This window comes from Flavobacterium azizsancarii, from assembly GCF_027980145.1.
Lineage (GTDB): Bacteria > Bacteroidota > Bacteroidia > Flavobacteriales > Flavobacteriaceae > Flavobacterium > Flavobacterium azizsancarii.
This window is the reverse complement of record NZ_JAMZNK010000003.1, coordinates 1-15,276: the sequence shown is the minus strand read 5'-3', so window position 1 is coordinate 15,276 and position 15,276 is coordinate 1. Positions and strand designations below refer to the sequence as shown.

The window sequence follows — 15,276 nt, the reverse complement described above, 5'->3', positions numbered from 1 at the left end:
TAAATTTTTACCTAAACCTAAAATGAACTTATATGATGGGGAAAAACATAAAGTAGTTATTCAACAATATCTTTTAAAAAATCAACAAATGATTTTGCATATTCTTCAAATTCCCATTCGCCTGCGCCATGAAAACTGGTGTAAATAGGAGCATCATTATTTTTAATGTTCTTGATGTTAATGCAATATGGGGCAGCTCCTGCATCTGCAATAACAATATAATTTGAAGGCCATTGCTGCAGAGTTTCTCCTGTTACAGGATTGAAAGAGTATCCATTTTGATTCTTAATTAAATCGTCTGCTCCATACAATGATAAGCCCTGAAAAAATTTTTCATCGTCATCAATAAAAACATTAATGGGGGAGAAATTTTTTAGAAATATCAGATAGTTTTCAGGTAAGCTCCATTTTTTTTCTATTTCTATTATTTTGTTTTCATCAGCAATAGAAAGCCAATTTGATGGGTTAGATAAATCCTGATTGTTTTTTCGTTCTTTTTCCAGTAAATCGTTCAGTTTAGCAACTGCTTTTTCAAGTTCTGTTTTAGGGTTTTTTAAATTCGGATTAGTATTTGGGGCTTTATGCCCATCACCTTTATTATAACCTTGATTTTGCCAGTGTATTATCTCTTCAATCCTTAACTCTTCAATTTTCCAGTAACCGGGATCTTTTGGTAAATTCCGGTCAAAACGATTATTACTATATATAGAAATACTCTTAATTGCCTTTGCACGAACCTCTACTTCTAAAGTCTCATTTTGAACAAGGTGGATCAGAACATGATAAGCTTTCTGTCCTTGTGTTTTTAAAAGCCCATCGATTCCCCAATAGATTAGTTCGGGTTTAGTAATAGTCCATTGAAAGAAATCACTATAACATGTTTCATTTTCTTTTACCAGATCAATGATATCTGTTAAAAGGAAATTTCTCCAATGTTGCATTCTGCCAGTTTTTGAATACTCGATAAAAATGTCAATTACTTCTTCTCTATTATCAACAGAAAAATTTTTTATAAGTTTATCTTTTATTTTGTCAAATTTACTCCCGTCAGTTTCTGAAAATAAATTTTCTTTTGATTGCCTGATTGTGTGTGCCATTATTTATGTGAATTCATTTTTATGTTGTTTTTTCAAACATTTGCTAAAGTAAAAAAGAAATAAAACATTTGTAAGTTATTTCTTTTTTAGTTTTGTTGGGAAAACTTAATCAACTGCCAGACATGGTTTAACATGCTGATCTTATGTGATCTAAAAATTAAATGTTTTAAGAAGGTTCAAAAACGTTGTGGACTTACGCTGAAGGTTTTATAAATAAAAGTGTCGAAATAGGAATTTTGAGGAAAGACTGAATTTGCCCTATAAGTGATACAAGTTCATTTTAGGTTTTGCGAATTTTATATTTATATTAAATGTATAAAATGAAATTTTTTATTGCATTATGTTTAACTTTTTTTAATTAAGGCTAAGCTTATTTTTCTTATATAACTTATATGGTTTAAAAAAGAAAAAACTTTTTTTCAAGGCAGTGAATTCAGGTTTTAATGGGTAAATTTGAGGAGACTTCATAAATACAATACCACTATGGAAGAAATGCTTTTTTATGACCGAATGCAATTCGCTTTCACAATTACTTTTCATTACCTTTTTCCGCAACTTACAATGGGGCTTTCGCTGATCATTGTTTATTTTAAATGGAAATACCTACGAACCAAAGAAGAACATTATAATCATGCCACGCATTTCTGGATGAAAATATTTGCTCTGAATTTTGCAATGGGCGTTGTAACCGGAATTCCAATGGAGTTTCAGTTTGGAACCAACTGGGCAAAATTCTCTGAATTAACCGGAGGAATTATCGGTCAGACTTTAGCCATGGAGGGAATGTTCTCGTTTTTCTTAGAATCTTCTTTTCTGGGAATCTTTTTGTTTGGAGAAAAAATAATTGGACATAAATGGCATTTTGTAACCGGATTACTCATTTGCATAGGTTCATGGGCGAGTGGATACCTTATTATAGCCACACATTCCTGGATGCAAAATCCTGTGGGTTATGAAATCCTTGAAAACGGAAGATTTGTATTAACCAATTTCAAAGCCTTATTTCTAAATCCATGGTTGTGGCCATCGTATTTGCACAATCAGGCAGCTTCTCTGGTAACTAGTTCATTTTTTGTGGCCGGAATTGGTGCTTTTTATGTATTAAGTAAAAAAAATGTTGCTTTTGGTAGATTGTTCGTGAAAACCGGAGTAATCTTCGGATTGATTTCGAGTGTTATTGTTGCAGTTCCTACAGGAGATTTATTGGCTAAAAACGTAGTAAAATACCAACCGGTGACTTTTGCCGCTATGGAAGGAATTTTTCATACCGAGAAAAAAGGTTCTGAAATTGTTTTAATTGGACAGCCTGATGTAAAAGACAAAAAACTAGACAACAAAATTGCCGTTCCTAATATCCTTAGTTTCCTGACTTACGGAAGCTGGCATGAGGAAATAAAAGGTCTAGACCAATTTGAAGAAGATCTTCATCCCACCAATATTTCAGGTTTGTATTATGCGTATCATATTATGGTAGGACTTGGTACAATATTTATAGGCTTAATGGCTTTTGCTCTATTTCAGCTTATTCGAGGAAAACTATTCGAAACAAAATGGATATTATGGTCGCTGATGTTTATGATACCATTTCCGTATATTGCTAATACTACAGGCTGGTATACGGCAGAATTAGGAAGACAGCCTTGGTTAGTTTATAATTTGTTGCGAACTTCTGCGGGAGCTTCGCCAACTGTTTCATCCGGAAATACCTTGTTTACTTTATTAGGCTTTATAGGATTGTACCTTTTACTAGGAATGTTGTTTTTGCTTTTGATTGGAAAAATCATCAATAAAGGACCTCATAATGTTAACCTTAATTCAGAAAAAATATAATTATGGAATTTTTTTGGTACGTTGTTTTAATGGGAATTCTGGCCGTTTATATTGTACTGGACGGTTATGATTTTGGAGCAGGAATAATTCATTTGTTTTTTGCTAAAGAAGAGAAAGATAAAAAAGCAATCACAAGCGCTATTGGTCCGTTTTGGGACGCTAACGAAGTTTGGATAATTGCTGCGGGAGGTGTTTTGTTTTTTGCTTTTCCTACTTTATACGCTTCCTCTTTTAGCGGATTTTATTTACCGCTGATTATGATTTTATGGTTGTTGATTTTTCGTGCGATCGGTTTAGAAATGCGCGGACAAGTGCATCACCCAATGTGGGAAGCCATTTGGGATAAAGCTTTTGGGATCGCCAGTTTGCTTTTGGCGTTATTCTTCGGGATTGCTTTGGGAAATATTGTTCGTGGTGTAAATTTAGGAATGGTAACTAATGGAGTTTCTACACAGGAAGCACATTTTTTCTTTTTGCCTTTATGGAACCCTACTTTTAGTCCCCAGGCGAATGAATTGGGAATTATAGATTGGTTTACACTTTTCTTAGGAATTGTGAGTGTGGTTGCCCTAACGATTCATGGTGCAAACTGGATTATTTATAAAACAAATTCGGCGCTGAATCCAAGACTGAAAAATGTAGTTTTCAAACTGAATATTGTGTTGCTGGTTCTGGTTTGTATTTCATTGCAAATTTGGCATTTTATAGAACCAAAGCCATTTCATAACTTCGTCGAAAACCCTGTTCTTTGGTTTTTTCCACTAATGACTTTTGTTGGAATTTTAGGTTTGTTTAAAGTACGTTCATGGCAAAAAGACGGAATGGGATTTTTGTTCTCGACTTTGTTCCTGGTGGGAGGTTTCGCTTCAACAGCCGTTTCGATTTTTCCAAATGTTTTGCCTTCAACCAATAATGTAAATCCGTCATTAACCATTTATAATACTGCTGCGGGAGAATATGGTTTGAATGCCGGAATGAGCTGGTTTTTTATCGCTTTGTTTCTCGTAATTATTTATTTTATTATTCAGTACAGAGTTTTTAGTGGGAAGATGGATGATGTGGGGTATGGGGAACATTAATTTATAGCCACGAATTTCATGAATTTTCACGAATTAATTATATGAATAGCCGTTGGTTTTAACCAACGGTTTTTTTATTATAGTATGATGGCTTTAGCTAAAATGTTAAGTGTATTTGGCTAAAGCTAAGGAGGTTTATTTCATGTTCCGTGGGTTAAAACCACAGCACGGCAAGGATGATTTTTTAGGTAACTAGTTAAAAATGAATTTTAAACTTTTAAGAAAACTAACAATATTGAGTTTAGTTATATTGGTTTTACCTTTTTTTCAGACATGTTCTGATAAACGTATAATGACTAATGGCTACTTAAGAAATAGTCCATTGCTGGCCCTTGCACAAACAACAAGAGATTCAATAAATGGAGAAAAGAATTGATTACTCAAGAGTAAAAGAATATCACTATGCTTCGAAAGAACTTGCTGATAAGAAACGAGAAATAGTCAATAAGTTTTTAATTGTAAAACAAGACATGACTAATAATGGATATCAATTGGGATTTCTGTTCATTCAAGTATTAGATCGTAATGATTTTTTAAATTCAATTGATTATGGTTATTTGCCATTTTTTCTAACATTAATTATCACTGTCTTGCTAATTTATTTTGCATTTAAAAGAAAGGCAAAATATATATTAATTCTTAGTGTTTTAAATCTGTTGATTTTAATTGTACATTTAGTTATGTTTTATTGTTGTGAATTCTTAGAAGATATTTATCAAATTAAATTTAGCTATTATTTGTTTGTCATTAATTTGCTTTTAATAAGTATTGAATCTTATAAGATTATGCGATTAAAGATCTAGAAAAAAGTCCTAGCGTCTTTACTTCGTTCCCAATGACTTTGCTTCTGTCCTTGCTAGGAACGAAGCAATCTCATATCGTATATCAGCTTTTATATATCTTATAGAAGATTTTTAAAACTAAAATTTCTAATTACCTTAAGTTTGCGTTAGGGATAGAAGCGGTATCTCGCGATTTAGAAAAACAAGGCTTCTTAGCCGTAGTTTTTGTTAATTGGGAATTTAGCGGATAGCCCGACCGATGGGAACGCCCAAAACAAACCAACCATTTCTCGTCTTGCTACATTTTTTTGGAATAAATTTGTACAACTACTGAACTACTCTAAAAATAATTTAAAATTTCATGGAAGATCTGACATCATTAATTGAAAACATTAATAAGAAAGTTATCTTGCTACCAGACGAAATGGATGCTTTGTTGTCTGAGTTTAAAGTACGAAAAGTAAAGAAAAGACAATTTATTGTACAGCCGGAATTTGTAAACAAGCAGAGAACTTATGTACTTGAAGGCGCTTTTCGGGCGTATGTTGTTGATGAAAAAGGTTCAGAACATACCATTCAGTTTGCAATTGAAGATTGGTGGATTGCGGATTATAATAGCTACATCTACCAAACTCCTGCCACTATGTTTATTGTAGCGTTAGAAGATAGTGTGATACTACAGATAAATCATGAAGCCGAAGAGAAACTAAAATCTTCGACTCATACCCTTGAAACATTCTTTCGTGTAATGGCCGAAAAATCGGCAGCATTTTTTGCACGTCGTATCATCGCAACGCATACACAAAATGCAGAACAGCGTTATAATGAGTTTCTCGAAAAGTTTCCAAAAGTCGCGCAGCGACTGCCACAATACGCACTTGCATCTTACTTAAATATGACTACGGAGTTCTTATCTAAAATACGTAATGAGAAAGTGAAGAAAAAAGGTTGAACTAGTTCAACCTTTTTTCCTAAGATACTTCAACTTTTCACCCTGACTTAATACCCAACTTTGCTTTATCAATTAACAACTTATAATTAATAAAATAAAGATGGAAAATTCAGGAAAATTAAACGGTAAAGTAGCATTAATAACAGGCGCATCAAAAGGTATTGGTGCCGGTATTGCTAAAGCATATGCAAATCAAGGTGCAACTGTAGTTGTAAATTATGCAAGTAATAAAAATGATGCAGATAAAGTGGTTGAGGAAATATCTGCCAACGGCGGAAAAGCGATTGCAATACAAGGTAATGTTGAAAAATCAGAAGATGTAAAACGCATTTTTGAAGAAATTGCGAAAACATTTGGTAAATTGGATGTACTGGTCAATAATGCAGGTGTTTACAGTTTTGCGGGTATTGATGATATTACCGAAGAATCTTTTCACCATATGTTCAACGTTAATGTATTGGGCAGTATACTTACGATTCAGCAAGCTGTAAAATTATTTGGAGACAAAGGTGGCGTTATCATTAATACAGGTTCTATAGTATCTACGCTTGATATGCCAACCTCATTGGTTTACTCACAATCTAAATATGCTGTTGATGCAATGACTCGTATTCTTGCCAAAGAACTTGGTACAAAGAAAATACGTGTCAATTCGATTAATCCCGGACTGATCGAAACCGAAGGTTCTCATAGCTCAGGGATTATCAATGGAGATGCAGAAAAATGGCACGTGTCAGAAACACCGCTAGGCCGAGTAGGGAAACCGGATGATATTGCAAAAGTTGCTGTATTTCTTGCTTCTGAAGATTCGTATTGGATTACTGGCGAAACTATTGCAGTTTCTGGTGGACAACGTTAATTAAACAGAGATTTATAAAATGAAACTATAAATCAATGACGGAATATTTCTGTCATTGATTTTTTTGCTTTTTAAACATTATTATTAAGGTAATTTATCTTTTTATTGAATGAAATGCTTTGTTTAAACGAGCTAAACGCTGGATGATCTTGTTTTCTATAAACTGGATTACAAAGGATTTTATCCTTTACTATACTTTCGCTTTTTAATCAAAATATTTAAAAACAATGGATTACAAAATCAAAAAAGCAAGTATTGAAGACCTTGACGAAGCAGTAGCACTTTTTAACCTTTATCGTGTTTTTTACCGTCAGGAATCTGATGTCGAAAAAGGAAAAGCATTTCTTAAAGAACGATTATTAAACAATGAATCAGATATTTTTTTAGCAATTGTAGACGAAAAAGCTGTTGGCTTTGTGCAGCTATACAAATTATTTCATTATACAAAGTTGAAAAAACAGTGGTTGTTAAGTGATCTTTTTGTACACCCTGATTATAGAGGCAAAGGACTTTCGGTAGCTTTAATTGACCGAAGTAAACAATGGTGCGAGGAAACAAATGCATGTGGTTTGATGCTCGAAACAGAAAAAACTAATGATATAGGAAACACGTTATACCCACGTTGCGGATTTGAATATGACGGATTGCATAATTATTATCATTGGTGGAGATAGAGAATAGAGAGCAAAGAGTAAAGAATAAAGAGTAAATAATAGAAAATGGGGAAGCAGTAATTGTTTCCTCATTTTTGGTTTTCGTCTTTGTCAAAGTTCAAAAACTTTGACAAAGATTATGCTGCAATTAAGAAGCAAAAATTGTAATAAAACAAAAATCTGCAAGATCTGTGAGAGAAAAAAAGATTAAAACAAAACCTCTTTAGTAATAATATAAAATCCCATTACCAATACAAACCAGCCAAAAATAGGTTTAAGTTTTGCTCCGTCGATTTTTTTAGAAAGCTGGCTTCCAATAAACATTCCAATAAGCGCCATTCCGGAAACGCTAAATAAAAAAGGATAATTTATAGAAGTACCAATATAAAGATCTCCTCCAAAACCAATAGATGAATTTATGGCGATAATCAACAATGATGTTCCTACGGCTTGTTTCATAGGTAAATTTGCAAAAAAAAGCAGCGCAGGAATAATTAGAAAACCTCCGCCGGCACCCAGAAATCCGGTTAAGATTCCTACTATAAAACCTATTATGCTTAATTGTGTATAATTGGTTTCGGTTGCTTTTATTTCGGGTTTGTTTTTTCTAATCATTGATATTGCCGCTGTAATCATCAATATTGAAAAGACAATCATAATCAGAAAATCTTTTGAAACGGAATACGATGCAATAGAAAACAAGGTCGATGCAATTTTAGGAAATATCACTTCGCGAATAATCAGAATCGAAATCACGGAGGGAATGGCAAAGTACAATGCCGATTTGAGTTTGAGATTACCTATTTTGTAATGGCTGTAACTCCCAAACATAGCAGTTAATCCTACAATAAATAAAGAATAAGAAGTGGCTTGCTCCGGATTTACTTTAAACAAATACACTAAAATAGGAATGGTCAAGATCGATCCGCCTCCGCCAATTAAGCCAAGCGAAATCCCGATAATAATCGAAGCAAAATAACCTAAATATTCCATTGTATTTATTTTATACAAAGGTGCTCTGATAAAAAGAAACTTACAGTAACTTTTATCACATATGGGATTTTTATTGCTGATTTATTGCCCGTGGATTTTGCGGGTAAACGGGTTGACACAGGTTTTTTTTTCTTTTTGGTTTGTCTTGAACTGATAATCGTTGTCTGAAATAGTTTTTTACCATTAAGAGATTAAGAAGGTTAAGTTTAGCTTTTTTATCTTAATGTTTATAAGGAAATTAAGCTTGCGCCTTAATTTTTCTTAATATTTTAATGGTTAATAAAAATAAACCAGCGAAAACTCGTTCCATCCTCCAAATCCGTGGACAATTAAAATTTTAATTTTTACCATTAAAAGATTAAGAAAGTTAAGTTTAGCTTTTTTATCTTAATGTTATAAGGAAATTAAGCATTGCGCCTTAAATTTTCTTATATCTTAATGGTTAATAAAAATAAATGAGTAAAAATCCGTTTAACCCGCAAAACCCGCGGGCTAATAATTTTACTTTAATAACTCAATTTGATTTCTGTTTAGTTTGACTAAACCTCTTTGTTCCATTTTTTTGAGTAATCTTGAAACAACTTCTCTTGAGGTATTTAGCTCTGAGGCAATTTCCTGATGTGATAAATTGACTTCAGAACAGCCACATGCGTCAGAATGTCTTTTGAGGTAAAACTCCAATCTTTCATCCATAGAACGGAAAGCGATATTGTCTACAACTTCAAGGACTTCTTCAAAACGGCTTCTATAAGTTTCGATTACAAATTCGTACCAGGTTCTGTGCTCCATCATCCATTTGTCCATCATTTGTAATGGAATCATCATGACGGAAACATCTTCTGTTACTTTTGCCATAATCTGGCTTTTTTCGCTTTTGGCGGTACAAATCATCGAAATAGCGCAGGCTTGTCCCGGTTGCAAATAATACATTAAAAATTCGCCTCCATCTTCGCCTTCACGATAGATTTTGATTTTTCCCTTGGTGATCAAAACCGTGTTTCTTATGTATTGGCCGGTTCGCATTAATATTGTTCCGGCTTCAAAATTCTGCACACTTCCGTTTTCTTCGATAGTCGCAATAAGTTCAGGGGAGAAATTAGGGAATATATTTTTAAATGAATTTTGCATTGCTTAGTTGTGGTCAATTAATAGCCCACGGATTTTACGGATTGAACTGGTTTGCACATGTTTTTCTTTTGCTACGGGTTTCACGAATCTACCTGAATTAATTAGTGGAAATTAGTGTAATTCGTTGCTAATAATTTTGATCATTATAATCAGTGAAAAAAAATAAATTCGTGCAAATAATTTTATCAAATAGAAATTAAAACATATAATTTATTACAAAGATAGCAGATTGGAATGGTATAAAATGTGAGAAAACTATTTTTAAGATACATTTTATGTAAATGATAAAAACCTATTTTCTATCAATTTTATAGACTGTATTTTTAAAAATAGTAAGTAAATTTGTATTTCACTGATTATAATACTTTCTCTAAAACGTTTTCTGAGAATAATAATCGAAATCGCATTTGGCACGTTTTTAATTAATATAAACGTCGTAATTTTACAAAAAACAGATACTATGAATTTATCACAAGAAGATTGGGTTAATCAGCTTGCTGCTGACGAGAATGCAGTTATACTGGACGTAAGAACTGAAGACGAATTTAATGACGGTTATATCGAGAATGCCGTAAACATTGATATTAATAAAGGTCAGGGTTTTATTTACGAAATCGAAGAACTGGATAAAAATAAAAATTATTATGTGTATTGCCGTTCTGGAGCCAGAAGCGCTAAGGCATGTCAGGTTATGAATGAATTAGGTATTGCTAATGCCTACAACTTGCTTGGTGGAATTTTGGATTGGGAAGGCGAGACCATAAATTCATAAAAATAAATTAAGAGGCGCAAAAAGCCTCTTTTTTCTTTTAATAACTAATAAATAACCAAACATAAATTACCAAATTATGAGTTTAATACCCGAAGAATATCAGATCAAAACACTTATAAACCAAGATACTTATCTTGTAAATGGCGAATTGAAACCCTGGACAGGACAGACTACTCCAGTGTTTTCGACGATTTCATCTACAGAAAAATATACTCCAACTTTATTAGGATCGATTCCGTTCATGGCAGAGAAAGAAGCTGCCGAAGTGGTTGAAGCTGCCAATGCTGCATATAATAAAGGTCAGGGATTATGGCCAACCATGAAAGTGGTTGACCGTATAAAATGTATGGAAAATTTCGTAAGACAAATGAAGGAAACCCGTGAGGAAGTGGTTAAACTTTTGATGTGGGAAATTGGAAAAAACCTTGGGGATTCTCAAAAAGAATTTGACAGAACCGTTGAATACATTTACGATACTATCGACAGCTATAAAGAATTAAACGGACGCAGTGCACATTTTGAAAAAGTACAAGGTGTAAACGCTATGATTCGTCGTGGACCTCTTGGTGTTGTATTGTGTCTTGGACCTTACAATTATCCATTAAACGAAACTTTCTCTTTGTTGATTCCGGCTTTGATTATGGGTAATACAGTTATCTTTAAACCGGCTAAACATGGTGTTTTATGTATCTCGCCATTGTTAGAAGCATTTAGAAGCAGTTTTCCTAAAGGTGTTATCAATATTGTTTACGGTAGAGGTCGTGAAGTAGCTTCTCCGATCATGAAATCTGGAAAAATTGATGTGTTGGCATTAATCGGAAACAGTAAATCTGCGATTGCATTGCAGGATCAACATCCAAATAAAAACAGATTGCGTTTAATTTTAGGATTAGAAGCTAAAAACCCGGCAATTATTTTACCGGATGCTGATTTAGATTTGGCAATTCAGGAATGTATTGCAGGAACTTTATCCTTCAACGGACAGCGTTGTACAGCTCTAAAAGTATTGTATGTACACGAATCTATTGTAGAAGAATTTAATAAACGTTTCTCTGAAAAAGTAGATGCTTTGGTATTTGGAAACCCATGGGAAAAAGGAGCTTCTTTAACACCGCTTCCTGAAACTGAAAAACCAAATTATATCCAGGGTTTAATTGATGATGCAACTCATAAAGGAGCAAAAATATTGAACGAAAAAGGAGGAAAACATACAGATAATTATATTTTCCCAGCTGTTTTATATCCTGTAAACAAAGAGATGCGTGTGTATCATGAAGAACAATTTGGACCAGTTGTGCCAATTATTGCTTTTAAAGATATTAGTGAGCCTCTTGAAGATATGGCGGAATCTAACTACGGACAACAAGTTAGTTTGTTTGGAAAAGATATCAAGACTTTAGCACCGCTTATCGATGCTTTGGTAAATTTAGTGTGCAGAGTAAACTTAAATAGTTCTTGCCAGAGAGGTCCGGATGCATTCCCGTTCACCGGTCGTAAAGACTCTGCTGTAGGAACATTAAGTATCCCTGATGCATTGCGCTCCTTCTCAATCCGTACGTTTGTAGCTTCAAAAGATATTGCGTATAATAATGAAATTTTGCAGGAATTGCTAAACAGCAAGGAATCGAATTTTATTAATACTGATTATATTTTGTAGTGATCAAGGTTATATATTAATTGTAGACGCCGTCTTTTTCTTTTTTAGAATTAGACGGTTTTTATTTTTAAGTTATTTAATATCAGATGGTATAGTTTAAAAACTATAATTTTAAATTTGTGTAACATTAAGTTAGAAAACTCAACTAATGTTATAATCAATTAATCATCAAATCTTAAATCAACTTATGAAAAAACGATCACTTCAATTGCTGTTAATAGCCTTTGTGTTTTTAGCTCAAAATAGCTTTTCACAAGAGCTTTATATGCCAAGAAATATAAAAGAATCTTATGCTGATAATGTTCGTTCTATGGACGGAAAGCCGGGTAAAAATTATTGGCAAAATCATGGTAAATATACCATTGCCCTGCAAGTAAATGCCGATACTAAAATAGTTAGCGGAACTGAAACTATCGTTTATGAAAATAATAGTAACGATACGCTGAAAAATTTACGAATTAGATTTGTAAATAATATTCATAAAAAAACATCGCCACGGGCGGTACAAAATAGTGAAGATTTTTTTACTGATGGTTTAACAATTACTGCTTTAAAAATTGAAGGAATAGTTTACAAGGAAGATGCCAAAGACTGGGGAACAGTAGAAAAAGTAAAAATGAAAAAACCTTTGCCTCCGCACAGTAAAATTACAATTGATATTGATTGGAATTATCCCTTATCAAAACTTAGCGGAAGAGAAGGACAAATCGATAACAGCACATTTTTTGTGGCCTACAGTTATCCTCGTGTTTCTGTTTTTGATGATTATAATAAATGGGATGACCTTCCTCATACTTCAGGTCAGGAGTTTTATAATGATTTTAATGACTATACCTATTCTGTAGAAGCACCAAAAAATTATGTTGTTTACGGAACAGGAGATTTATTGAATCCGGATGAGGTTTTGCAGCCTGAATTTGCTTCACGCTTAAAGAAATCATATACAACAGATGAAGTTTTGCATATTGCCAATGAACAGGAAATGAAAAGTGGTATTGTAACAACACAAAACGAATGGAATGTCTGGAAATTTGAAGCCAAAAATATCACAGATGTTTGTTTTGGTCTAAGTGATCATTATTTATGGGATGCCGGTAGTGTTGTCGTAGATAAAAAAACAAATAGACGTGCGAGTATACAGGCAGCTTATGATGTGGCAGGAACTGATTTTGTAAATTCGATCAAGAACAATCAATATGCATTAGATTGGTTTTCTAATAACTGGCCGGGAATTCCGTATCCGTTTTCTAAAATGACAGCTTTTCAGGGTTTCGCAGATATGGAGTATCCAATGATGTGTAACGATTCTCAAATGGGCGATCCCGTTTTTGCACAATTGGTTCAGGATCATGAAGTCGCTCATACTTATTTTCCGTTTTATATGGGAATCAACGAAACGCGTTATGCTTTTATGGATGAAGGCTGGGCAACGACCTTTGAATATTTAATAGGAATTGCAGAACATGGAAAAGAAGCTGCTGATAAATTTTATAAAGAATTTCGAGTGCAGCAATACATAAACGATCCATCGACCGAAGAAGATCAGCCCATTATTACCATGTCATCACAGTTATCAGATTCAGGTTATGGCAATAATTCATATGGTAAAGCATCATTATCTTATATCGCCCTAAAAGATCTGCTTGGTGATGATTTGTTCAAAAAATCCCTTCATGCCTATATGGATAAATGGAATGGTAAACATCCAATTCCTTGGGATTATTTTAATTCGTTTAATACTGCTTCAGGAAAAAACTTGAATTGGTTCTTTAATAACTGGTTTTTTACCAATAATTATATTGATATTTCGATTAAAAATGTGGCCAAAAATGTTGTTTCAGTAGAAAACGTTGGAGGTTTTGCGATTCCGTTTGATATTATTGTTACCTATTCTGATAAAACGACAGAAACTATTCATCAAACACCTGCAGTTTGGCAAGCCAATCAAAAACGTGCTGTAATTGCCCTAAAAAATAAAAAAGAAATTAAACAAGTAACAGTCGATGGCGGTATTTTTATGGATGCAACACCAAAGAATAATACATGGTCTTCTAAATAATCTAGAATGAATTTATAAATATGTCAGGAGAAAAAGATTTACAGCAATTGCTAAAAAGCATGAAACCGGAACATAATTCAGGTGATTACGTTTTTTGTAAAACAGATAGTTTAAAAGATATTGATCTAAAGGAAGTTGAAATGTTTTTTAAAGAAAAAGAAGCGATTACCTTAATTCTTAAAAAAGAAGTCGCTGATAAATTAAAACTCGATTATTCGATTTTAATGTCCTGGATAACACTTACGGTTCATTCATCATTAGAAGCGGTTGGTTTGACAGCAGCTTTTTCGAAAGCACTTTCAGAGCATGAAATTAGTTGCAATGTTGTGGCTGCTTTTTATCATGATCATATTTTTGTCAATAAAAAAGATACCGATAAGGCAATGCAAATTTTGAGTTCATTTTCGAATTAAAATTAACTTCATTTCGCCAGAAATAACTAATATCATAAAAAAGGAATCTAATAATTATCAGATTCCTTTTTTTTGTGTTTTTATAAGCAAGTTTTTTCTTTAAAATTAAATGTGGAAAACCGTAAGAATTATGGAATAAAAAACTAGGTTTGCAAAAAAAAGAATAAAATACCATATAAATGAAAAAGCCCCTCCTTTTAATTGTTTTATTAATTCTTTCTAAAACTTTTGCTCAAAATAATTCTAAAACTGCATTTCAAAAGAGCAGATACGAATTAGCCATGTCTTATTATGACAAAGCTGACTTTAAGAAAGCTATTGACTTATTTTATTTTGCGTCTAAAATTAAACCTGAAAACGAAATAGGTATTGAGTCTGCTAAAAAAGTAGATACTTTGCAGCATATTTTGAGAGAAGATATAATGACTCAGGCTTTAGGTACCTGGAAAATGATTGGTGACAAACCAATATGGGCAGTTAATCAAACCTATGATTCTGCAGAAAAAGATTTCGAAGAGTTAGTTGAAATCAATAAAAATGAAATTTTGTTTTACGAGAGAAACAAGAAAACCCAAGAAAAGAAACTAATTAAATCTGAACCATTAGTTTATTATGATGGAGAAGAAACAAGCTCTTTATTTTCGGATATTATTTTATCTGATGGTACTGTTTGGCATTGTATAATTAGTAACAAATCAGATGAATTACGTGTCATTAACGTTGGAAAAAAAGGCGCGAATGGTTATGAGAAAATAACAGAGGATAATATAGAACGTTTTTATTCAAAAGTGAAATAATAAAAAGAGGTTGTCTGAAAAGACGACCTCTTTCTTTTATTATACTAGTAGATTTACAGAGTGTTTCTTGAAAAATGTAAATTTGGGCTAAAATGGTCTTCTATAAACTTTTCTAAAGCTTCTACGAGATCAAAAATGAGGTTAAAATTGCCCAAACGGATTTTAGCGATCCATTTAGAAAAGTTGTGAGCAATAGCAATCAGGC

14 protein-coding genes are annotated in these 15,276 nt (G+C 33.0%); 11 read left to right on the top strand and 3 right to left on the bottom strand.

Annotation, left to right across the window (positions count from 1 at the left end):
* Positions 1 to 56: 56 nt before the first annotated feature.
* The gene (locus tag NJT12_RS02215) at positions 57 to 1,097 is read right to left on the bottom strand and encodes an SMI1/KNR4 family protein (protein ID WP_271334303.1); all 1,041 of its coding nucleotides are present in this window, start codon (positions 1,095 to 1,097) and stop codon (positions 57 to 59) included.
* 483 nt (positions 1,098 to 1,580) lie between these two features.
* Between NJT12_RS02215 and NJT12_RS02210 the strand changes: the two genes are divergently transcribed.
* The 6 genes from NJT12_RS02210 (at position 1,581) to NJT12_RS02185 (ending at position 7,273) form a co-directional block, all read left to right on the top strand.
* Positions 1,581 to 2,927, top strand: a complete 1,347-nt coding sequence (locus NJT12_RS02210; protein WP_271334302.1) for a cytochrome ubiquinol oxidase subunit I — start codon at positions 1,581 to 1,583, stop codon at positions 2,925 to 2,927.
* 2 nt (positions 2,928 to 2,929) lie between these two features.
* Entirely contained in the window at positions 2,930 to 4,006 is a 1,077-nt protein-coding gene (cydB, locus tag NJT12_RS02205) for a cytochrome d ubiquinol oxidase subunit II (RefSeq protein ID WP_271334301.1), read from the top strand.
* 359 nt (positions 4,007 to 4,365) lie between these two features.
* Positions 4,366 to 4,809 (top strand): hypothetical protein, encoded by a 444-nt coding sequence (locus tag NJT12_RS02200; RefSeq protein WP_271334300.1) that lies wholly within the window; start codon positions 4,366 to 4,368, stop codon positions 4,807 to 4,809.
* Between the two features lie 340 nt (positions 4,810 to 5,149).
* Positions 5,150 to 5,740, top strand: a complete 591-nt coding sequence (locus NJT12_RS02195; protein WP_271334299.1) for a Crp/Fnr family transcriptional regulator — start codon at positions 5,150 to 5,152, stop codon at positions 5,738 to 5,740.
* A 100-nt stretch (positions 5,741 to 5,840) separates the two neighbouring features.
* Complete coding sequence (locus NJT12_RS02190; RefSeq protein ID WP_271334298.1) at positions 5,841 to 6,599, top strand: SDR family NAD(P)-dependent oxidoreductase; 759 nt, start codon at positions 5,841 to 5,843, stop codon at positions 6,597 to 6,599.
* Between the two features lie 227 nt (positions 6,600 to 6,826).
* Entirely contained in the window at positions 6,827 to 7,273 is a 447-nt protein-coding gene (locus NJT12_RS02185; RefSeq protein ID WP_271334297.1) for a GNAT family N-acetyltransferase, read from the top strand.
* Between the two features lie 186 nt (positions 7,274 to 7,459).
* Here the strand turns inward: NJT12_RS02185 and NJT12_RS02180 are convergent, their stop codons facing one another.
* Both NJT12_RS02180 and NJT12_RS02175 read right to left on the bottom strand, forming a co-directional pair.
* A complete protein-coding gene (locus NJT12_RS02180) occupies positions 7,460 to 8,245 on the bottom strand; it encodes a sulfite exporter TauE/SafE family protein (RefSeq protein ID WP_271334296.1) in 786 nt (261 codons plus the stop codon).
* A 501-nt stretch (positions 8,246 to 8,746) separates the two neighbouring features.
* Complete coding sequence (locus tag NJT12_RS02175) at positions 8,747 to 9,373, bottom strand: Crp/Fnr family transcriptional regulator (protein WP_271334295.1); 627 nt, start codon at positions 9,371 to 9,373, stop codon at positions 8,747 to 8,749.
* A 460-nt stretch (positions 9,374 to 9,833) separates the two neighbouring features.
* Between NJT12_RS02175 and NJT12_RS02170 the strand changes: the two genes are divergently transcribed.
* The 5 genes from NJT12_RS02170 (at position 9,834) to NJT12_RS02150 (ending at position 15,071) form a co-directional block, all read left to right on the top strand.
* A complete protein-coding gene (locus tag NJT12_RS02170; protein ID WP_271334294.1) occupies positions 9,834 to 10,145 on the top strand; it encodes a rhodanese-like domain-containing protein in 312 nt (103 codons plus the stop codon).
* Positions 10,146 to 10,221: 76 nt separating this feature from the next.
* Positions 10,222 to 11,802: an NADP-dependent glyceraldehyde-3-phosphate dehydrogenase gene (locus NJT12_RS02165; protein WP_271334293.1), complete on the top strand. Its 1,581-nt coding sequence runs from the start codon at positions 10,222 to 10,224 to the stop codon at positions 11,800 to 11,802.
* A gap of 187 nt (positions 11,803 to 11,989) precedes the next feature.
* Positions 11,990 to 13,861 carry a M1 family metallopeptidase gene (locus NJT12_RS02160; RefSeq protein ID WP_271334292.1) on the top strand — a complete coding sequence of 624 codons (1,872 nt, stop codon included), beginning with the start codon at positions 11,990 to 11,992 and terminating at the stop codon, positions 13,859 to 13,861.
* A gap of 20 nt (positions 13,862 to 13,881) precedes the next feature.
* Complete coding sequence (locus NJT12_RS02155; protein WP_271334291.1) at positions 13,882 to 14,274, top strand: ACT domain-containing protein; 393 nt, start codon at positions 13,882 to 13,884, stop codon at positions 14,272 to 14,274.
* Between the two features lie 179 nt (positions 14,275 to 14,453).
* Positions 14,454 to 15,071 carry a hypothetical protein gene (locus tag NJT12_RS02150; protein WP_271334290.1) on the top strand — a complete coding sequence of 206 codons (618 nt, stop codon included), beginning with the start codon at positions 14,454 to 14,456 and terminating at the stop codon, positions 15,069 to 15,071.
* Positions 15,072 to 15,276: the final 205 nt, after the last annotated feature.